This is a genomic window from Streptomyces buecherae, assembly GCF_014295035.1.
GTDB classification, from domain to species: domain Bacteria; phylum Actinomycetota; class Actinomycetes; order Streptomycetales; family Streptomycetaceae; genus Streptomyces; species Streptomyces youssoufiensis.
In genome coordinates this window covers 2,129,767-2,150,900 of record NZ_CP060404.1, presented here as the reverse complement: position 1 = coordinate 2,150,900, position 21,134 = coordinate 2,129,767, and the positions used below count along the sequence as shown (strand labels likewise).

Annotated in this window: 14 protein-coding genes; 6 read left to right on the top strand and 8 right to left on the bottom strand. The window is 71.3% G+C overall.

The features are described 5' to 3' along the window. Positions 1-85 precede the first annotated feature (85 nt). From H7H31_RS07795 to H7H31_RS07785, 3 genes are all read right to left on the bottom strand, one after another. The gene (locus H7H31_RS07795; protein WP_187060884.1) at positions 86-814 is read right to left on the bottom strand and encodes an ABC transporter ATP-binding protein; all 729 of its coding nucleotides are present in this window, start codon (positions 812-814) and stop codon (positions 86-88) included. A 704-nt stretch (positions 815-1,518) separates the two neighbouring features. Then, a complete protein-coding gene (locus H7H31_RS07790) occupies positions 1,519-2,925 on the bottom strand; it encodes an aspartate aminotransferase family protein (RefSeq protein WP_372455013.1) in 1,407 nt (468 codons plus the stop codon). Further along, positions 2,910-3,392, bottom strand: a complete 483-nt coding sequence (locus H7H31_RS07785) for an Lrp/AsnC family transcriptional regulator (protein ID WP_372455956.1) — start codon at positions 3,390-3,392, stop codon at positions 2,910-2,912. The genes H7H31_RS07790 and H7H31_RS07785 overlap by 16 nt, the downstream gene beginning before the upstream one ends. Before the next feature lie 170 nt (positions 3,393-3,562). On the opposite strand from H7H31_RS07785, the gene H7H31_RS07780 reads away from it, so the two are divergent. After that, a complete protein-coding gene (locus tag H7H31_RS07780) occupies positions 3,563-5,017 on the top strand; it encodes a gamma-aminobutyraldehyde dehydrogenase (protein WP_187060046.1) in 1,455 nt (484 codons plus the stop codon). 834 nt (positions 5,018-5,851) lie between these two features. Here the strand turns inward: H7H31_RS07780 and H7H31_RS07775 are convergent. After that, entirely contained in the window at positions 5,852-6,580 is a 729-nt protein-coding gene (locus H7H31_RS07775; protein ID WP_187062071.1) for a glycerophosphodiester phosphodiesterase, read from the bottom strand. Between the two features lie 327 nt (positions 6,581-6,907). Continuing rightward, complete coding sequence (locus H7H31_RS07770; protein WP_187062070.1) at positions 6,908-7,933, bottom strand: adenosine deaminase; 1,026 nt, start codon at positions 7,931-7,933, stop codon at positions 6,908-6,910. Positions 7,934-8,609: 676 nt separating this feature from the next. On the opposite strand from H7H31_RS07770, the gene H7H31_RS07765 reads away from it, so the two are divergent. Then, entirely contained in the window at positions 8,610-8,933 is a 324-nt protein-coding gene (locus H7H31_RS07765) for a DUF4190 domain-containing protein (protein WP_187062069.1), read from the top strand. A 268-nt stretch (positions 8,934-9,201) separates the two neighbouring features. Here the strand turns inward: H7H31_RS07765 and H7H31_RS07760 are convergent, their stop codons facing one another. After that, positions 9,202-9,792, bottom strand: a complete 591-nt coding sequence (locus H7H31_RS07760) for an NADAR family protein (RefSeq protein WP_187062068.1) — start codon at positions 9,790-9,792, stop codon at positions 9,202-9,204. 474 nt (positions 9,793-10,266) lie between these two features. Between H7H31_RS07760 and H7H31_RS07755 the strand changes: the two genes are divergently transcribed. Next, positions 10,267-10,731, top strand: coding sequence for a hypothetical protein (locus H7H31_RS07755; RefSeq protein ID WP_187062067.1), 465 nt, complete (start codon positions 10,267-10,269; stop codon positions 10,729-10,731). Here the strand turns inward: H7H31_RS07755 and H7H31_RS07750 are convergent. Together H7H31_RS07750 and gabT are read right to left on the bottom strand one after the other, a co-directional pair. Then, positions 10,652-11,437: a phosphatase PAP2 family protein gene (locus tag H7H31_RS07750; protein WP_332112634.1), complete on the bottom strand. Its 786-nt coding sequence runs from the start codon at positions 11,435-11,437 to the stop codon at positions 10,652-10,654. The two genes, H7H31_RS07755 and H7H31_RS07750, sit on opposite strands and share 80 nt — an antisense overlap. A gap of 684 nt (positions 11,438-12,121) precedes the next feature. Beyond that, on the bottom strand, positions 12,122-13,471 hold the full coding sequence (gene gabT / locus H7H31_RS07745) for a 4-aminobutyrate--2-oxoglutarate transaminase (RefSeq protein WP_187062065.1): 1,350 nt from the start codon (positions 13,469-13,471) through the stop codon (positions 12,122-12,124). Positions 13,472-14,439: 968 nt separating this feature from the next. Here gabT and H7H31_RS07740 point away from each other — a divergent pair. From H7H31_RS07740 to H7H31_RS07730, 3 genes are all read left to right on the top strand, one after another. Further along, complete coding sequence (locus H7H31_RS07740; protein ID WP_390857655.1) at positions 14,440-16,689, top strand: type IV secretory system conjugative DNA transfer family protein; 2,250 nt, start codon at positions 14,440-14,442, stop codon at positions 16,687-16,689. Positions 16,690-16,872: 183 nt separating this feature from the next. Continuing rightward, positions 16,873-18,747 carry a PucR family transcriptional regulator gene (locus H7H31_RS07735; RefSeq protein ID WP_187062064.1) on the top strand — a complete coding sequence of 625 codons (1,875 nt, stop codon included), beginning with the start codon at positions 16,873-16,875 and terminating at the stop codon, positions 18,745-18,747. A gap of 804 nt (positions 18,748-19,551) precedes the next feature. Then, positions 19,552-21,012, top strand: a complete 1,461-nt coding sequence (locus H7H31_RS07730) for an aldehyde dehydrogenase family protein (protein WP_232109730.1) — start codon at positions 19,552-19,554, stop codon at positions 21,010-21,012. Positions 21,013-21,134 lie beyond the last annotated feature (122 nt).

Here is a 21,134-nt window from a genome sequence, read left to right as displayed (position 1 = left end):
GAACACAGCAGCAGAAATCCGGCTCCTGCCGATGCGATCGCCACCAGCGACCGCCGGACGTGCGTCAGCGGTCCCGCGCCGAGGACTAGACGGAGACTGAGCACGCCGCACTGCCCTCCGCGTGATGGGCGGGGACGGAGCCGCTTCGGCGGCCGTCGATGAGTGAGACGGAGCGGTCGACCAGGGCGTCGGCCTCGGTGCCGTGGCCGGTGAGCACCACGGTGATGCCGTGCGAACGGGCTGCCGTGGTGATGGTGCGGAGCACCTGTTCCCGGTCGGGGCCGTGCAGCGGAGCCGTAGGTTCGTCGGCGAAGAGGATGTCGGGCGCCGCGGCGAGCGCCCTGGCGACGGCCACGCGCTGTCGCTGGGCCTGCAGGAGCGTGGCAGGTCGGCTCCGGGCACAGTCACCGATGTCGAGTCGGTCCAGCCATTCGTGCGCCGCGTGCTTGGCGCTCTTACGGCGCGTGCCACGGAGCAGCAGGGGGAGCGCGGCGTTCTCCCAGGCGTTGAGCTCCGGTACGAGGCACGGTTCGGGGCCGATCCACCCGAAGCGTTCGCAACGCAGTCGCTCACGCGCCAGCGTTGACATGGTGTGGATGGGCGAGCTGTTGAACCACACCTCACCGCTGTCGGGCAGGAGCTGGCCCGACAGACAGCGAAGCAAGGTGGTCTTGCCGGAGCCGCGAGGCCCGGACACGGCGAGGATCTCACCCTCCTGAACGCCCAGGGACACGCCCGTCAGCGCGGGCGAGCCGCCATACGCGTAGGTGAGGGCACGCGCCCACAGCACATCGTTGTCGGGCGGAGCCACCATGGCAGTACCTCGGTTGCTGACGTTTGTCCGCGTTCCCCTGACTGGGTGAACGAAGACAAAGGCGATCGGTCACTGGAACGGTAGGGACTCGCACGGGGAACGGTGCCCAGGCGCGGCGCTGAAAGCGCGCTATTCCTCCGATCAGCCGTCAAATCAGCCGTACGCCCGAGCGCCCGCGCCCGGGTCAGGGGGAACGGACGCGCGCTCGCGGCTCAATGGCCAGTGGTGGCCCTCAGCCGAGGGTGCGAGTGGGCGGGCGCGGGCCGTAGTGGGGTGTGGCAGAGCGGATCGGCGGTCTCGGCGAGGGCCGACGGTGGTGCATGACCGAGCCGGCGGGCTCGCCGGCCGGCGTTCGTTACCGAGGTGGTGTTGCCGAGCGGTTGCATGTCTCGTCGCGGCGACGATCATGCCGCCGGAGCACGGAGCACGGAGCACGGAGCACGGGGCACGGGGCACGGGGCACGGGGCACGGGGCACGGGGCACGGGGCACGGGGCACGGGGCACGGGGCACGGGGCACGGGGCAGCTTGCCGCTCCGTAGCTCTCTGGGCGCGCTGCCACGCCGGCCAGCCGTCGTGGGCCAGTAGCAGCGAGCGCACGCGTCCGTGCTCCGTCGGCCCGGCCCGGTTACACCCGCCCGCCAAGCCCCCCCGCGCCCCGCCCCTTCCGCCCCGCCCCGTGCCGTCCGTCGTACGCCGCAGCGGTCAGATCTTCTGCCACGCCTCCGTCAGTACGCTCCGCACGATCTGCTCGATCTCGTCGAATGTGGCCTGGTCGGCGATGAGGGGCGGTGAGAGCTGGATGACGGGGTCGCCCCGGTCGTCGGCGCGGCAGTAGAGGCCGTTCTCGTACAGCTTCTTGGAGACGAAGCCGTACAGGAGTCGCTCGCACTCCTCGTCGGTGAACGACTCCTTGGTCGCCTTGTCCTTGACGAGTTCGATGCCGTAGAAGAAGCCGTTTCCGCGTACGTCGCCGACGATCGGGAGGTCGTTGAGGCGGGAGAGGGTGGCGTGGAAGGCGCTCTCGTTGTCGAGTACGTGCTGGTTGAGGCCCTCGCGCTCGAAGATGTCGAGGTTGGCGAGAGCGACGGCGGCCGAGACGGGGTGGCCGCCGAAGGTGTAGCCGTGCAGGAAGGTGTTGTCGGCCTTGTAGAAGGGTTCGGCGATCCGGTCGGAGACGATCGCGGCGCCTATGGGCGAGTAGCCGGAGGTCATGCCCTTGGCGCAGGTGATGATGTCCGGCACGTAGCCGAACTTGTCGCACCCGAACATCGTGCCGAGGCGGCCGAAGGCGCAGATGACCTCGTCGGAGACGAGCAGCACGCCGTACTGGTCGCAGATCTCCCGAACCCGCTGGAAGTAGCCGGGCGGCGGTGGGAAGCAGCCGCCGGCGTTCTGCACGGGCTCCAGGAAGACGGCGGCGACCGTCTCCGGGCCCTCGAAGAGGATCTCCTGTTCGATCTGGTCGGCGGCCCAGCGGCCGAACGCCTCCGGGTCGTCGCCGTGCAGCGGCGCGCGGTAGATGTTGGTGTTGGGCACCTTGTGCGCGCCGGGTACCAGGGGCTCGTACGGGGCCTTGAGGGCGGGCAGTCCCGTGATGGACAGGGCGCCCTGGGGCGTGCCGTGGTAGGCGACGGCGCGGGAGATGACCTTGTACTTGGTGTGGTTACCGGTCAGCTTGTGATATTGCTTCGCCAGCTTCCACGCCGTCTCGACCGCCTCGCCGCCACCGGTGGTGAAGAAGACCTTGTTGAGGTCGCCGGGGGCGTGGTGCGCGAGTCGCTCGGCGAGTTCGATCGCCTTCGGGTGGGCGTAGCTCCACACCGGGAAGAACGCGAGCTCCTGCGCCTGCTTGCGCGCGGCCTCGGCGAGTTCCGCCCTGCCGTGTCCCGCCTGCACCACGAAGAGTCCGGCCAGGCCGTCGAGGTAGCGCTTGCCCTGGTCGTCGTAGATGTAGGCACCTTCACCGCGCACGATGGTGGGCACGGGGGCGTTCTCGTACGACGCCATGCGGGTGAAGTGCATCCACAAGTGGTCGTAAGCGGTCTTGGAGTGACGTGCGTTGGTGGTTTCTGTGCCGGCGTCGGCGCTCATGGCTATCTCGTTCCCCAGGTGTAGGTCTGCTTCCGGAGCTTGAGGTAGACGAAGCTCTCGGTGGAGCGCACGCCGGGCAGCGTGCGAATCCGCTTGTTGATCATTTCCAGGAGATGGTCGTCGTCCTCGCAGACGATCTCGACGAGGAGGTCGAAGGAACCGGCGGTGACGACGACGTACTCCACCTCGTCCATGGCCGTCAGGGCGTCGGCCACCGGATCGACGTCACCTTCGACGTTGACGCCGACCATGGCTTGGCGCCGGAAGCCGACGGTCAGTGGGTCGGTGACGGCGACGATCTGCATGACGTTCTGGTCGAGCAGCTTCTGGACGCGCTGTCGGACGGCCGCCTCGGACAGTCCCACGGCCTTGCCGATCGCGGCGTACGGACGACGCCCGTCTTCCTGGAGTTGCTCGATGATCGCCAAGGAGACGGCGTCGATCGAGGGCGAACTGCGCTTGTCAGGTGTGGCCACGTGCCTCACTGTGCACGAGGACTCGACCGTGTCGCAACCCAAGTTCGCCGGAATTCGTTGTTTGAGTTCGATAGGTGTGCTGATTCCGTAGCTTTCGGCGAGTGGGTATGTCGAAAGCGTCACCCGAGAGGCTAGGGTGGGTGTCTCACCCATCGGACACCAGGCAGGGAGGGGTGGCAGTGACCACCGAGCTGCGTCGTTTGCGCAACTACATCGACGGGGAGTTCCAGGACGCCGCTGACGGGCGGACCACCGAGGTGGTCAACCCGGTCACCGGGGAGGCGTACGCCACCGCTCCGCTGTCTGGCGCGGCGGACGTGGACGCCGCGATGGCGGCTGCTGAGGCCGCTTTCCCGGCGTGGCGGGACGTGGTGCCGGCCGAGCGGCAGAAGCTCCTCCTCAAGATCGCCGACGCGTTCGAGGAGCGCGCGGAGGAACTCATCGCGGCTGAGTCGGAGAACACCGGCAAGCCGCTCGGCCTCACGCGGACCGAGGAGATCCCGCCGATGGTCGACCAGATTCGCTTCTTCGCCGGGGCGGCCCGCATGCTGGAGGGGCGCTCGGCGGGCGAGTACATGGAGGGGCTGACGTCCTTCATCCGCCGCGAGCCGATCGGTGTCTGTGCGCAGGTCGCGCCGTGGAACTACCCGATGATGATGGGCGTCTGGAAGTTCGCCCCCGCCCTCGCGGCGGGCAACACGGTCGTCCTGAAGCCCTCGGACACCACCCCGGCGTCGACCGTTCTGATGGCCGAGATCATCGGTGGCGTGCTGGCCGACCTCGGCCACCCCAAGGGCGTTTTCAACGTCGTGTGCGGCGACCGCGACACGGGCCGCCGCATGGTCGAGCACCCGGTCCCCGCCATGGTCTCCATCACCGGTTCCGTACGCGCCGGCATGCAGGTCGCCGAGAGCGCGTCCAAGGACATCAAGCGGGTCCACCTGGAGCTCGGCGGCAAGGCCCCCGTCGTGGTCTTCGAGGACACCGACATGGCCAAGGCCGTCGAGGACATCTCGACGGCGGGTTTCTTTAACGCGGGCCAGGACTGTACCGCCGCGACCCGCGTGCTGGTGCACGAGTCCATCCACGACGAGTTCGTCGCGGCTCTGGCCAAGGCTGCCGCCGAGATCAAGACAGGCGCGCCGGACGACGAGGACGTGCTCTACGGCCCGCTGAACAACGCCAACCAGCTCGCCCAGGTTTCCGGCTTCATCGACCGGCTCCCGGCCCACGCGAAGGTGGAGACGGGCGGCCAGCGTGTCGGCGACAAGGGGTACTTCTACGCCCCCACCGTCGTGTCCGGCCTGAAGCAGGACGACGAGATCATCCAGAACGAGGTCTTCGGCCCCGTCATCACCGTCCAGTCCTTCACCGACGAGGAACAGGCCATCAACTACGCCAACGGCGTCGAGTACGCCCTGGCGTCGTCCGTCTGGACGAAGGACCACGCGCGCGCCATGCGGCTGTCCAAGGCGCTGGAGTTCGGCTGCGTGTGGATCAACACGCACATCCCGCTCGTGGCGGAGATGCCCCACGGCGGCTTCAAGAAGTCGGGTTACGGCAAGGACCTGTCCGCCTACGGCTTCGACGACTACACGCGCGTGAAGCACGTCATGACGTCGCTGGACGGCTGAACGGCGGCAGGTTATGCGCCGCCGGGTGCGTCTTCGTTCGGCGTCTGTGGCGCGGAGCGGAGCCGCGTGGCCTTTCGGTGACCGGCGGGCTGGGTGCCGCTGTGAGTGCGTACTGATGACGGCGGCTGGCCGGTTGGATGCTGGTGGGTGCGCGTTGCCGGCGGGCGTGGCTCAGTGACGCGGTGCGGGGCGTGAACACGGTGCCGTGTGCGTGGCTGCGTCGCGGCTCGGGGTGGGGCGTTGCGGTGTGTGTCGGAGGTGGGTCGGTCTCGTACGGAATGCCGTACGGGTCCGGCCCGCCGTGCTGTGTGGGGTGTGGCAGCGGGGCGGGGCGGGGGCGCTGCGGGAGGTGGGCGCGCAGTGCTTGGGTGTGCGGGGTCGGCGGGGACGAGGGGGTGGTGGCTGCCTGGTCGCCTGGGAGCGGGGTGCAACGACGAGACCGGGCTTCATGCTGGAGCACGGAGCACGGAGCACGGAGCACGGAGCACGGAGCACGGAGCACGGAGCACGGAGCACGGAGCACGGGACACGGAGCACGGGACACGGAGCACCGGAGCACCGGAGCGGTGATCCTGCCTGGGGGCACGGGGCACGGGGCACGGGGCACGGGGCGGCTGTCCCTGCGACGGTGCACGGCGGGCGGTCTTCGGTGAGGCGAGGTTGTTGTACGGAGCCACAGGGGTCCCGTAGGGACGGGGGCGGGCTGTGGCGCCGTAGGCAGGGCTGGGGCCGCGCGTAAGTCCCTTCCGTATCGACGGCGCCGACCTGCCGTCAGTCAACGGCGCGTGTGAGGCCGCATGTAGCACGGTCCGCCGGCGCCATCGATGACGGACATCACCGACCGTTGGGTGCTCCTTGCCCGACCAGGGCGCGCAGTGTGCTGATGCGGTTGGTGGTGATGCCGTCTACGCCTGCGCGGAGCAAGCGCCGCATCGTGCGCTTGGTGTCCGCTGTCCAGGCGGACACCAGGATGCCGTCGGCGTGCGCCCGCTCCACCAAGGCAGGGGACACGATGCCGAACCGGTAGTTCAGCCATCGCGGGCGTAGCTCTGCCACCAGATCGGGGCGCGGCGGGGCGAGTGTCGTCCAGGTGAAGGCGATCTCCGCATCGGGTTCCGCGCGTCGCACGGCGCGCAGCGCGGCCAGATTGCCGCAGTAGTACACGTGCTCCAACACGCCGGCCTCGCGCACCGTGGCAAGTGTCGCGGGCACGGCTGAAGCAGCGGGCAGGTCGATCATGGCGCGCACGGTGCGCGTGCCTTTGGCCAACTCGCCGAGGGCGTCCCGCAGGGTCGGCACCCCATCCCCCGTGATGGCCCCCACCTCGTCCGCCGTGAGGCTCGCGAGGGGGCGATCGTGTCCCCACAGCCGCTTGAGGGACGCATCGTGCAGCAGGACGGGCACGTTGTCGCGCGTGATCCGTACGTCGACCTCCACGGCGTCGGCGCCCGCGCGCATCGCGGAGCGGATCGAGGCCAGAGTGTTCTCGCGCTGCTCGTACGGATCGCCGCGATGGGCTACGGCGGTGAAGTTGCTGACGCGTGGTGCGGTTCTGGTGAACATGCGCTCCATTGTTGCCGCGGTGCCTTCCCTCCGCTCCGTTGCGGGTCCGTGCCCCGTGCCCCGCGCTCCGTGCCCGAGGGGCGGCTGGGGCGTCGTCGCCCGCCCTGCTCGACGGTCCGTGTGAGGCACGGAGCGGATGTCCAGCCGGGATCGCACGGTGCCGGGGCACGGAGCGGGCGACCCGCCCCGGCCCCGTGCGGAGGCGGGACATTTTGGAGTACGGAGCCGGGGCACCCGGAGGCGCGGAGCACGAGGCACGGGGCGGGCCGAGAGGCGGGGACGGGGCGCTCAATACGGTGTGCCGTCCGTGCCACCCACACGTACGAACTACCCGGCCACTGCCTCCGCCGTGTACGCGTCGATCTCCGCCGTGAGCTTGGCCTTGCCCGCGGCATCGAGGAACGACGCGGTCACGGCGTTCTTCGCCAGCGCGGCCACCCCCGTGGCGTCGAGGTCCAGCAGGCGCGCCGCCACGGCGTACTCGTTGTTGAGGTCCGTGCCGAACATGGGCGGGTCGTCGGTGTTGACGGTCACGAGAACGCCCGCCGCGACCATGTCCCTGATCGGGTGTTCCTCCAGCGTCGTCACCGCCCGCGTGGCGATGTTGGAGGTCGGGCAGACCTCAAGCGGGATCTGGTGCTCCGCCAGGAACTGGAGCAGCTTCGGGTCCTGTGTGCTGGAGGTGCCGTGGCCGATGCGCTCGGCGCGGAGCTCGGTGAGGGCGTCCCAGATGGTCTGCGGCCCCGTGGTCTCACCCGCGTGCGGCACGCTGTGCAGCCCGGCCGCGATGGCCCGGTCGAAGAAGGGCTTGAACTGGGGCCGCGGCACGCCGATCTCCGGGCCTCCCAGGCCGAAGCTGAGCAGGCCGTCGGGCTGGAGGTCCAGCGCCATGCGCGTGGTCTCCTCCGCGGCCTCCAGACCGGCCTCACCCGGGATGTCGAAGCACCAACGGAGCGAGACGCCGAGCTCCGTCTCGGCTCCCTTGCGCGCGTCCTCGATGGCCTCCACGAACGCCGCATCGGCTATGCCTCGCCGGATGGAACTGAACGGGGTAACGGTCAGCTCCGCGTACCGGATGTTCTGCCGAGCCATGTCCCGGGCGATCTCGTACGTCAGGAGTCGTACGTCCTCCGCGTCCCGGATCAGATCCACAACGGAGAGGTAGACCTCGATGAAGTGCGCGAAGTCCCGGAAGGTGAAGAAGTCGACAAGCGCCGCCGGGTCCTGGGGGACCTTGGAGTCGGGGTGTCGGGCGGCGAGTTCGGCGACGATGCGGGGAGAGGCGGAGCCCACGTGATGCACATGGAGTTCGGCCTTCGGTAGCCCAGCGATGAAGGCGGTGATATCGGACAACAAGACCTCCTGGGGGCGGGGCCCGGGAAGGGGCACGCTTGGATCATCGTAGAACCGGGGCGTAGGCCCCGTAGCAACAGGCCGCGGCACGAGCAGATGCCCTTGGGGGAGCGACATGTCCGATGAGCACGAGCAGCCAACACCCGCCCCGTCGTCTGGTGGCCCGGAGGCAGTGCCTTCCGTCGCGCCCGACTCCGAGCCGCAGGACCAGGTCCCCCCGGCGACGCCCGGACAGCCGCGATCGTCGGTGCCGGGCGAAGTCGCGGCCACGCCGCCCGGGGTAAACGGCGCGGCGGGCTCCTCAGCTCCGTCCCAGGCTGTGCCGCCCACGGGGGCGCCGGGGCCTGGCGTGCATGGACCCGTTGGGGCCTATCACCCGGCAGGGTGGCCGTCGCATGGTGCGGCGGGTTCGAGCACCGTTCCTCCGCCCCCCATGGCCCCGACGGGGCCGGGGACACCGAGCGCCTACGCGCACGGCGCCGCCTCGTATGGTCCGGGCAGCCATGTCCCGAGCGGCTACGGGCAGGGGCCGTACGCCCCCGGCGGCCCGAGCTATCCCGGCTACGGGGCGGGCCACGCGCATGCGGGGCAGGCGTACGCGCACCCAGTGCCGTACGGAGCGGGATGGTCCCATGATGTGTGGCGGCCGAACAACGCGCAGGGCACCGCCGCACTGGTGCTGGGAATCGTCGGGCTCGTGCTGTTCTTCAGCATCGTCTTCGGCATCGTCCTGGGCGCCCTGGCGATCATCTTCGGCGCACTCGGGCGGGGTAAGGCGCGGCGCGGTGAGGCGAACAACGGTGGCGCCGCGCTGGCCGGCATCATCATCGGGATCGTCGCCTGTGCGGCGAGCGTGGCCATGATCTTCGTCTACGCCGTGACCGGTGTCGACGAGGACGGCGAGGGCGAGCGTGACGAGCCGTATGGCAGCACGGCGCTGGTGCGGGCCCGGGTGCTGGCGGAAGGTTTCGGTGGGAGGGGCGTAGCGGGCTCAGCCTGAGGCCCCTTCTGCCCGGCGAAGCCTGCGCTTGGGCGCCGGCGTACGGGAGGGGGCGCGGCGAGGCGTCTGTCCCCCATGCCGGCGCGGGCTCGTACAGAGTCAGGCCCCGTGCCCCGTGCCCCGTGCCCCGTGCCCCGTGCCCCGTGCCCCGTGCCCCGTGCCCCGTGCCTCCCGCCCGTTGGCCCCGTGCCCCGTGCCCCGGCCGCACCGTGCCCGGGGTTCTTGGGAGGAAGCGCCGCTCGTGCCGGCGGTGGCCGTCCGGCCGTGACTACGCCAGCCGGCGACGGGCCTCCATCAGGGCGAAGCCGAGGAGGTTCTGCCCCTCCCACTGTCGTGGCACGGCGGCACGCTCGTCGTCCGCGCTCAGCCCGATGCCCCAGATGCGGTCCACGGGGCTGGCCTCGACGAGCACGCGTACTCCCGTGCTCAGCAAGTAGTCGCGCATCTCCGGGTGCTGCCTGAACTTCTCGACGCTGCCTCGCACCACGAGCTCGAAGCGCCGCTCGCGCCACACCACATCGTCGAATCCGCGCACGGAGCGGCCGATCTCCTTGGCCTGGCCAGGGTGCGAAGCGGCGATGGCACGACGCTCCGCCTCGGCGTCGCCGAACAGTCGGGCCTTGCCTGCCATCATCCAGTGCTCAGCTGTCGCGTAGGTGACCCGATCCACGACGAACGGGGATGGAAACCACTGGCTGAAGCACTCGGCGCCCACGGAGCCGGCCCGGCGCGGTTGGTGCCCCCAGAAGTAGAAGTACTTGAACCGCTCGCCCTGCGCCGCGCGCTCCGCCAGTTCCGCCACACTCGTCGGCTCGCCGTGCGCATGCGTACCGTCCGAGTCGATCTCTGCCTGCCCCATGGAAGGGATTGTGTCAGTCGCACAGGGAGGGGCGGCCAGCGGCGATCGATCCTCTTAAGAGACGGGAGTGCGTCTTCACTCGGGCAGGGAAACCGCGAGGCGCGGTGGCACAAGGCGAGCAGGTGGGACTGGCGGGCCTGGGCCCCGACACATTGCCGGGGCCTGGCGACACCGCGACGACCGACGTGCGAAGCACGGAACGGAGCGGTGATCCTGCCTGGGAGCACGGAGCACGGAGCACGGAGCACGGAGCACGGAGCGAGCGGCGAGCGGCGAGGGGCGCGGCGCTCCGTACCGCTCGCGGGGCGACGAGCAGCCCTCCACGAGAGCCTTCCAAGCCCAGGGGCGGCCCGCCCGGGACGAGAGTGGCGCGCCTCACTACCAACTGGTAGCAGTAATGGAGTAAGGAACGGTCACGGCCCCCCTCTCCTCTCTGACACGCACGACGACGCGAAACGAGAGGGGCCAGGGAGTATGAGTGGTACGGGGGCGACGGACGCGGTGCGGTGGCTGGCGGCGGCAGCGCCTGACGCGGGAGCTTGCCTCGCGGAGTGGGGGCGCAATCCGTTAGGAGTGGCGCTGCTCCCTGCTGGGCGGTTGTGGGACGTTCTCATCATGCCGGGGGAGCTCGGCGGCGAGACGTACGACGTACTGCGCCGCTACGTCGGGCCGGTCGGCCCCGTGCTGGGCGATTTCAACGCCTCGCGGGTCGGGTTCTTCGTGCCGCCCGATACCGCCGCGGGGTGGGTAGCCACCGGCGTACGAGGCGCGGGGTGCGGCAGTTGGGTCGTGGTGCCCTACCCCGGGCGGGCAGCGGGCGGGGTGCGGTGGATCAGCCCGCCGGACGGCTCCGGCACGCTCATCGATCCGGTGGCGCTGGAGTTGGCGATGCACGAGGCGGCTGCGGGCCACGAGCCGGCGCCGGGGCAGGGCGGTTGACGGAAAGCGCCCGCCCCACCGACCAGGCGACGCAGCTCAGTAGGAGCACGGACAGGCACCAACTGCCCAGTACGTCCAGGGGCCCGTGGTAGCCCCGTCGTACCAAGCCCAGACCGACACCTGCGTTCAGGCATGCCAGAGCGGCCATGCTCCACCACCAGGCGGCACGGGGCATGGTGTGCACGGTGGGGGCGACTGTCGTGGGGGGTGCCTCGGGCGCTTCCGACGGCGCCTGCGGGCGCGCGATGGCCCAGGTGAAGGCGATCAGCAGGAGCACCGCTCCGTAGCCGACGGCGGCGGTGGCGGCGTGGCCGGAGGGGTAGTAGCCGTTCCCGGGTGCGATCGGGGCACCGTTTGGGCCAGGCCGCCCGAGCCATGCCTTCAACGGGGCGACGAGCGCGGGTACGGCGCCCAAGGCGAGCGCCGCCGTCAGGGGCGGCAGCCACCACAGACGGAGCCGTACGCGGTAGCCGCGCCACGCCGCGACCGACACCGCCGCTGCCAGGGCCGGCAGGACGGCGACGACGCCGCCGAGATCCGCGCCGAACTCGGCCAGGACGGCGACGAAGGTCGAAGCCGAATACCCGGACGGCACGTCCCCGTGCTGCGCGATGTCGTGGCTCAGCCGCTCGTCGAATGCACGGAGGGGGCCATGGGCGGCCACCTGCCAGGTGATGAGGACGAGAAGCGACACCGCGCCGCCCACGACGACGAGAAACGCGCGACGAGGAAAGGGCAGCCCCGGAACAAGGGGGGTGGTCCCGGGGCCGCCGGAGCGACCGAGGCGCCGCGCGCCCCGGGGGGTGTGGGGCGGGCGGCCATCCGATCGGTGAGGAGATCCAGAGCCAGAGACTCCAGTGGTGCGCGTCATGGCGCGGCCGGAACGGGGCTGGGGATGCACCGGCCCGGCGTCGCTCACAGTCTCCTGTGAGCGGGGTGTTTCTCTCATCTGCGGGAACCGTACGTCAGGCCCGACGTGGCGGATAGCTGGATCACTTGCTCGACATTGCCCTCGCACATCTTCTTCACGAGGTGAGCCTGTCCCTCCCCAGTGTGCTGTCCGCCCATCCCCGCGCGCTCCGTTCCCGCCCCGTAGCCGCTCTCTGTGGCCTCCATTGTCGCCGCTCGTCGCCCGCTTCCTGGTCCGGTGCCACGCGGCGTGTGGCGTGGGAGCTCATGCGAGGTGTGCGGCCGTACTTTTCGGCCGCACCGGGCGCGGACACGCGCACAGAGGGCGAACGGCGGGGTGACACGGGGCGCTTTGAGGGGTGGCAGTAGGCCAGGTGCGGTTCGGGCCCCGTAACCGCCCCGTCCTGCCTCACCCCGGGCTCCGTACGGCGACGGGGCGGGGGGCAGGACGGGGCGACGGGGCGGACCCTTGCCGCCGGGGTCAGAGCTGGGTGAAAGCCTCCTCCAGGATGTCGAGGCCCTCGTTGAGCAGGTCCTCGCCGATCACCAGCGGCGGCAGGAAGCGCAGCACGTTGCCGTACGTCCCACAGGTGAGCACCACCAGGCCGGCAGCGTGGCAGGCCTTGGCCAGGGCGCCGGTGGCGCTCGGGTTCGGGTCCTTGGAGCCCGGCTGTACCAGCTCGATCGCGATCATCGCGCCGCGGCCACGGATGTCGCCGATGATCTCGAACTTCTCCTGCATGGCGCCCAGGCGGCCCTTCATGACCTCCTCGATGCGCTTTGCCTTCGCGTTCAGATCGAGTTCGCGCATGGTCTCGATCGAACCCAGGGCTGCCGCACAGGCCACCGGGTTGCCGCCGTACGTACCACCGAGGCCACCGCTGTGCGCGGCGTCCATGATCTCGGCGCGACCGGTCACGGCGGCGAGCGGCAGGCCGCCGGCGATACCCTTGGCGGTGGTGATCAGGTCGGGCACGATGCCCTCGTCCTCGCAGGCGAACCACTGACCGGTGCGGCAGAAGCCGGACTGGATCTCGTCCGCGACGAAGACGATGCCGTTGTCCTTGGCGAACTCGACGATCTTCGGCAGGAAGCCCTTGGCCGGCTCGATGAAGCCACCCTCGCCGAGCACCGGCTCGATGACGATGGCAGCGACGTTCTCGGCCCCGACCTGCTTGCTGATCATGTCGATGGCCTGGGCGGCGGCCTCTTCCGCACAGTTCTCCGCGCCGGTCAGCCAGCGGTAGGGGTAGGCGACCGGGACCCGGTAGACCTCGGGCGCGAAGGGGCCGAAGGAGTGCTTGTAGGGCATGTTCTTGGCGGTGAGCGCCATGGTGAGGTTGGTGCGCCCGTGGTAGCCGTGGTCGAAGACGACGACGGCCTGGCGCTTGGTGTAGGCGCGGGCGATCTTCACCGCGTTCTCGACGGCCTCGGCGCCGGAGTTGAACAGCGCGGACTTCTTCGCGTGGTCACCGGGAGTGAGCTTGGCCAGCTCCTCACAGACGGCGATGTAGCCCTCGTAGGGCGTCACCATGAAACAGGTGTGGGTGAAGTCGGCGAGTTGCGCCGAGGCTCGACGTACGACCGCTTCGGCACTGGAGCCGACCGAGGTCACGGCGATACCGGAGCCGAAATCGATCAGGGAGTTGCCATCCACGTCCTCGATGACGCCACCACCCGCACGGGCGGCGAAGACGGGCAGCACGCTGCCGACGCCTGCGGCGACCGCCGCACCCTTGCGGGCCAGCAGCTCCTGGGACTTCGGGCCGGGGATGGCGGTGACGAGGCGGCGCTCCTGGGGGAGGGCGGGGCCTCCGGACAGTTCGGTCATGTGGGGCTCCAGGGGGTACGCAGGGAATGACAGCGGCTTTACTTCGCAGGCTAGGCGCGCCGTCACGGCCCGGGCATGTTCCGTTCGGGAGAAGTGCGCGTGTTGCGTTGTCCGCGGCGGACATAGCGCGGGGCTCGGACATAGCAGAGCGAACAACGCGCCCCCGGACGCGGCAGCGGAACTGCCGGCGCTGGGACACTAGATTGAGCGGCGGGACGGTTGAAGGGTCTCGCATGACGCTGACTCGGTGCGGGCTCAGGGCCGAGCTGGCGAACGTGGTGCCGATGGGCCGTTTCAGGGCTCTCGGGACCGGCGCGCATCGGTGGGCGACGTGGGGGTGGCGCGGAGTATGGGGCATGAGATACCGGCGTGCGAGCCGGTAGTCACAGCGCGTCGGGGCGGTACGGAGCGAGTACGGGGCGGCAGCGTCCCGTATCAGCGCCGTACCGCGGAGCGTCCCGTGAGTGTGCTGAGGCGTCGCGGGATCTGGCGCCGAGGCTCGCCAGCATGCGGCGCGTCCAGCGCGCTGAGCCGCGCGGCAGGCCGGCACGCGGCTGGAGCGGTGGCACGGCGGGGCGTGTGGGTCGGTGTCGCAGCGCCGAGGGAGCGGGGATGCTGAGTCGATGCGGCTGGAGTGGCGAGGCGGCGACGGGGCCCGACGGCGCACCGTTGGCGGGCGCCGGTTCGCCGCGCGGTGACGTGCCGAGAGTGTGGTCCGTGCGGCGCCGCGGGTAATTGAGTGTGGGTAGTCGGCAGGTCAGGCCAGGGGGCAAGGAAAGCGGATGGATACCGAGGGCACCTACGACGCACGCGGCGCGCGGCGGGAAACCGTGCCGCCCCCGGCCGATCGGCAACAGCCGCCCCGTAAGTACGCTGACTCGGTGAGGGGGGCGGGCGACCAGGGGGCGCCGCTATGGCCCCCGTCGTCGGCTGGGCCTGCTGGCGGTCCCACGGTGCCGCCCGCCCCGATGGCCGCCCCGTATCCGTCCCAACCCCCTGGGCCTCCATACTCGGCAGAGGCGCCGCGACAGCACGGTGTGCCCCAGCGTCCCGTTGAGGTACCCGCCCCGCCCACGACGCCCCCGCCGGCTACATCCGGCCCGGCGCCCGGCGGGCCGCCGCTCGTCGGTAGCCAGCCGTACCTGACCGGCCCGCGGAACGGGGCGCCGGCGGCTCCGCCCGTGCCAGTTGGCCCGCCTGGGGCACCGCCGGCACAGCATCCGTTCCTGGAGTGGCTCCGCACCCCGCGGCGACTCGCGGAGCCAGGCATCTGGGCGTTCGGGTACCGCCCCAAGCCTCCGGAGGAGCCGGAGCGGATTCCTACCCCGAGGTTGTTGGGTGGGGCGATGGTGGCGTTCTTGTGTGCCTGGCTGGTGTGGGAGCTCGTGTCGCACCGCTACCTGGGTAACTACTGGCGTCTACCTCTCATCCTCCTTACCCCCGAGTCGTGGTATGACAAGTCGTCGGCGATCGGACTATGGGCGGCGCGGATCTACCGTTGGCTGATCTGGGCAGCCCTGGCCTTCATCTTCGGCCGCGTAGGCCACTGGCCCGAACTCCTGCGCCGCCTCTTCGCCCCGTTGCTCCGCGCCATGGAGGAGCACAACGCCGACCCCTCTCGCCCCCCATCCACCCCCGAAGCCGACCCGGCCGAGTGGCCCGAGCTGCGGCAGGCCGGAGCGAGGGATGCCGCCGATCGGCTGGCCCACGATGCCCGCGCGGGGCTGATGAACGACGTGGACCACGCCCGGATCGCACAGGCGTGGACCTCCGCACGCGCCCAGCCCTCCCGGCTGGCGGCCTTCACCGACACCGTGTTGCGCCACGGGGCCGCCGCGTGCGTGCACCCCTCCGGGGTACGGGACCTCCCCGTACGGATCGCCCGCCACGACCTGGTCGTCCGCCAGGTGCGGTTGGGCACCGCCGCCGACGACCCTCGTAACCCGTACCAGCACCGCGGCGTCGGCCTGGCCGTCGACCCCGGGGTGCTCGGGACGTCCCTGCTGGCGGTCGGGCCGCCCGGGGCAGGGAAGACGGCGCGGCTGGTGGGCCCCGTCGTGGAGACGCTGTGCCTGCAGGCGCTCGCCGGACAGGCCGCGGTCGTGGTGGTCGGGGCCGCGGGTGCCGGCCTGGGGCCGGACGAGGCGTTCGACGTTGTGGTGAAGATCGGGCGGTCGGACTCGGCGTACGACCTGGACCTGTACGGCGGGGCCACCGACGCGGACGAGGCAGGCGGCATGTTGGCCGAAGCGCTGCTCGGCGACCTGACTCTCACGCTGCCCGGCGGGGAGAGCCAGCGCGCCAGCACCGCCATTGCGCAGCTCCTCGGCCCCTTCCGGGCGGCGCACGGCCGTTTCCCGTCCGTTCCCGAACTGCGCGAGCTCCTGGAGGGCACTCCGTCGGCCTGGCTCGCGCTCCGTAAGGTGCTCGAAGCAACTGGGCAGCAGGCGCACGCCCGCGAACTCGACGCCAGGGAGCGCCAGGCCGCCCGGCCCGGCGACATCGGCACCGTGCTCGCCGAGCGACTCGCGCTCCTTGACCGCCCCGCCTTCGCGCACTTCTTCAAGACCGACGGAGCCAGCCGGCCCTTCTCGCTGCGCGCCCTGGAGCATCCGGTTCGGGTGCGTATCGACCTGCCGGAACGGGGTTACGCCGAAGCCTCGCGGCTGCTCGCGCGCCTCGTCCTGGCGCAGTTCGCCGAAAGCGCCGTCAGCCGCGCCGACCGGTCACTGTTCGCCTGCCTCGTGCTCGATGACGCCTCCCACACCGTCACGCCCGAGGCCCTGCGCGCCCTCCAGCGGCTGCGCTCGGCCAACGCCGGCGCTGTCCTCACCCTTCGGACCCTCGACGACGTGCCGCAGGCCCTGCGCAGCGCCCTGCTCGGCGCGGTGGGCTGCCGCATGGCGTACGCCGGGCTGACGACGTGGGACGGGGCGCACTTCGCCGAGGTCTGGGGCAAGGAGTGGGTGGAGACACGCGATGTCACCGACCGGCAGATCATCTCGGACGAGCCCCTGACCAAGGTGCTGCACTTCATCCGCCGGGTCGCGACGGGCAAGGCTGCGACCGCACAGTCCGTGACCGTACGGACGGTGGAGCGGGAGCGCTGGTCGGCGTCGGAGCTCGCGCACGCGGTACCGCCCGGGCACGCCGTGCTGTCGCTGACGTCCGTACGCGGCCACAGCGCCCCACCCGTGCTGATCAACCTGAACGGTTGATCACCGACCCCTGATGAGAGTGGACAGGCAAGGGCGCGGGCCCCTGCCCACCCTCTCCTACCGCGCACGGGATACCTGCGCTTTCCTCCATTGAGGCAGAATCGGAAGGAGCCGTTCGTACGAGACGGCGCACTCTTCGCATCCCGTCGAAGCGAAGCCGCCCGAAGCCGCAACGAAGGTGCCATGCCTCCCACGCTCGCCTCACTCGTCCACCACTCCACCCTGAAGCTGACCGTGCTCGCGGGTGAGGGGCGGCTGGACACGCCCGTGCGGTGGGCGCATGTCAGCGAGCTCCCCGACCCCGTGCCGTACCTGGACGGTGGCGAACTGCTGCTGATCACCGCGATGAAGCTGGACGCCGAGGACCCCGAGGCGATGCGCCGCTACGTCCGGCGGCTGGTCGACGCGGGCGTCGTCGGCCTCGGCTTCGCGGTCGGCGTCAACTACGAGCAGGCCCCGGCGGCCCTGGTGCGGGCCGCCAGCGAGGCCGGGCTGCCGCTGCTCGGGGTTCCGCGCCGTACCCCGTTCATCGCGATCAGCAAGGTCGTCTCGGCCGCCATCGCCGCCGACCAGTACCGCGCCGTGACCGCTGGCTTCGAGGCACAGCGCGAGCTGACCCGCGCCGCCATCGGCGCCGAGGGCCCCACGGCGCTGCTGGCCAGGCTCGCCGCCCACCTCAACGGCTGGGCAGCCCTCTACGACGCCTCCGGCGCGCTCATCGGCTCCGCGCCCGACTGGGCGGCGCGCCGTGCGGCCAGGCTCACCGGCGACGTCGAGCGGCTCCGCGAGCGAGCCGCCCCCGCGAGCGCCGTCGTCGGGGGCGGCGGAGCGGACGGGGACGAAGAGGAGGTGGCCGACCGGGTGGAGCTCCAGACGCTGGGCATCGGCCGGCGCACACGGGGCGTCCTCGCCGTCGGTACGGGGGCGCCGTTGGGCACCGCGGAACGCTACGCCGTCCACTCCGCCGTCGCCCTGCTGACCCTCACCACGGAGCGCTCCCGGGCGCTCCGCGAGGCCGAACAACGGCTCGGTGCGGCGCTGCTCCGCATGCTCCTCGCGGGCGAGCCCGACCACGCGCGGGCCGTGGCCGGCCAGCTCTACGGCGAACTGCTCGACGCCCCGTTCCGCATGCTCGTCGCCGAGGGGCCGGCCAGTACGCCGCACGCTGCCCCGTCGGCGCCCCACGGGGCCGACACGGCGGCCCCGGCTCCCGCTCCGTCCCCCTCCGCCCCTTCCACGAGGCAAGCTCATGCCGCTCCGGCCGTGGAACCCGGCACCGCGCAGGAGGCTCACGGACCGCCGCACGGTGCGGCGCCGAGCGCCCCGTCGACCGTGGACGACCCCTCGAACGGGGCGGCGCCCCCGGCGCAGCCGCTCAGTTCCGCCACGCCCCTCTGCGGCGGCGCCCCGGCCACGACGACCGCCGATCCACTCGGTTCGCTCGTGGACACCATCGAGGCGGCGACCGCACGCACTGGGGAGGCCGTACTCATCGTTCCGGACGGGGCGCGCTTGATCGTGCTCGCCACCGATGGGGGAGCGGCGGTCAGGGCCTGCGCGGAGCACGCCGAGGCGGCCGAGGCACGCCGGGGCGGTACGGCGCGCCCCCGCGCCCGGAGTAGCGCGCCCGCGGACGATGGTCTCGTCATCGGCCTTTCCGCCCCCGCCGGGCCCACGGCAGCGGCCACCGCCTACCGCCAGGCCGAGCAGGCCCTCTCCGTAGCACGCCGCCGCGGTCGCGTACTCGTCGAACACGAACAGGTCGCCGCCGGTTCGGTGCTGCCGCTCCTCGCCGACGACGCCGTACGGGCCTTCGCGGACGGCCTGCTCCGTGCGCTGTACGACCACGACGCAACGGGGCGGGGCGACCTCGTGGCGAGTCTCCGGGCGTGGCTCTCCCGGCACGGCCAGTGGGACGCCGCGGCTGCCGAACTCCGGGTCCACCGCCACACACTGCGCTACCGCATGCGACGAGTCGAGGAGATCCTCGGCCGCTCGCTCGACGACCCCGACGTCCGCATGGAGCTCTGGCTGGCCCTGAAGGCCACCGGCATGTAGCCGCGCACACGGGTCGCTGCGCGGCTGACTCGGGGCCGGCCTACCAAGGACCGCAAGGGCGTTTACGGAGCCGGAGCTGGCATGCCCGTACGACAGAAGTCGCGCCGAGGGACACTCTCTCGGACAGGCCGTCTTCGTTATGGCCGTGTCCGCGCGACACCTTCACGCGGTGCCCCGTGCCCCGTGCCCCGTGCCCCGTGCCCCGTGCCCCGTGCCCCGTGCCCCGTGCCCCGTGCCCCGTGCCCCGTGCCCGGGGGCGGGGGCGGGGCGGCGCCCCGTGCTCCGTGTCAGGTGGTCGTCCGTCGCCCCGTCTGTCACGCAAGCCGTCACCCCCGTCCTCCCGCTCGGAAAGACCGCCCCGAGTCTCCTCAAGCCCGCCGCCTGCCGCCCTCCGCGTCCATGCGCCACCCTCGGGCCAGCCCGATGCGCACCGTCATCACGCGCAGGCCGCCCCGAGCCGCCTCTGCCGACGGAAAACGACGAAATGCTCATGGGCCACCACGCAGCGATTCGCACGCGCCAATCCGGCACGACGCGGGCGGGCAGTGCTACGAGTCGGACAAACGCCGTACGTGTCAATCGCCCCTACGGTGTGGGCAGAGCGTGTGTCAGCACTCCGGTACGTGGTCCGCCTGCCCAGGACGCAGGCGATACGGGCCGAACTGCGCCGTTCGGTCCGGGCGTGACCGAGCGATGCAGGGGGCAGTCGGCGATGGTCGCCCCGTTCCGCCGCCGGCCGTCCAGCACTCGTTCTGCGACCACGAACCGCACCACCTCCACCAATCAGAAGGGCCGGGATTCGCTGTGTCAGTCACTCAAGAATCTGCCACCCACGCTTTCTGGCTCGCTGGCCGCGCGGCGACCGGCGAGGACACCTTCGACGTCACGTCCCCCTGGGACAACCGGCTCGTCGGCACCGTGAGCATTCCCACCGAGGCCCAGGTCGAGGAGGCCGTGGCCGCCTCCGTAGCGGTGCAGGCCGAGTTCGCGGCCACCCCGGCGCACGTGCGGGCCGCCGCCCTCGACCACGTGACGAAGCGCCTCACCGAGCGCACGGAGGAGATCGCCCAACTCATCTCCGCCGAGAACGGCAAGCCCATGAAGTGGGCCCGCGGCGAGGTGGGTCGGGCGATCTCCGTGTTCCGCTTCGCGACGGAGGAAGCCCGTCGGTTCAACGGTGGGGAGGCCCAGCGCCTGGACACCGACACCGGCGGGGTCGGGCGGCTGGCGCTCACGCGTCGTTTCCCGCGCGGCACCGTGCTGGGCATCGCCCCGTTCAACTTCCCGCTGAACCTCTGCGCGCACAAGGTCGCCCCCGCCATCGCCGTCGGTACGCCGATCATCCTGAAGCCCGCGCCCGCCACTCCGCTGTCGGCGTTGCTGCTCGGCGAGCTGCTGGCCGAGACCGACCTGCCGGCGGGTTGCTGGTCGGTGCTCCCGGTACCCAACGACCGCATGCCCGCGCTGGTGCAGGACGAGCGGCTTCCGGTCATCTCCTTCACCGGCTCTGACAAGGTCGGCTACGCGATCATGGAGTCGGTGCCCCGCAAGCACTGCACGCTGGAACTCGGGGGCAACGGGGCGGCCGTCGTGCTCCCGGACTTCGCCTCCGAGGCGGACCTCGACTGGGCCGCGACCCGTATCGCGACCTTCTCCAACTACCAGGGCGGCCAGTCCTGCATCTCCGTCCAGCGTGTGATCGCGGACGCGTCGCTGTACGAGCGGCTCGTCCCCAAGGTCGTGGCCGCCGTCGAGGCACAGGTCACCGGCGACCCCTCGGACGAGGCCACCGAGGTCGGCCCACTGGTCAGCGAGGACGCCGCGAAGCGCGTCGAGTCGTGGGTCGAGGAGGCCGTACGGGGCGGGGCGACGCTGCTCGCCGGGGGCAAGCGCGACGGAGCCTCCTACGCCCCGACCGTCCTCGCCGACGTCCCCGCCGACGCCACCCTCGCCCGCGAGGAGATCTTCGGCCCCGTCCTGACGCTCCACAGGGTCGACGGCGAGGACGCGGCCTTCCAGGCCGTCAACGACTCCAAGTACGGCCTGCAGGCGGGCGTCTTCACGCACGACACCCGGGCCGCCTTCCGCGCGCACCGCGCGCTTGAGGTCGGCGGCGTCATCATCGGCGACGTTCCTTCCTACCGGGCGGACCAGATGCCGTACGGCGGCGCCAAGCAGTCCGGTGTCGGACGCGAAGGCGTCCGCTTCGCCATGGACGACTACACCTACGAGCGCGTCATGGTGTTCACCGGCATCGACCTGTAGGGCGGTCCGGCGGTTCGGCACGGAGCCGACGGCGGGCGCGACATCGAGGAACTGGCGCCGAAGTAACCGTGGCGGCGCAGGCGACGGCTGGAGCGAAGCACCACGCTCCAGCCGTCGCTCCG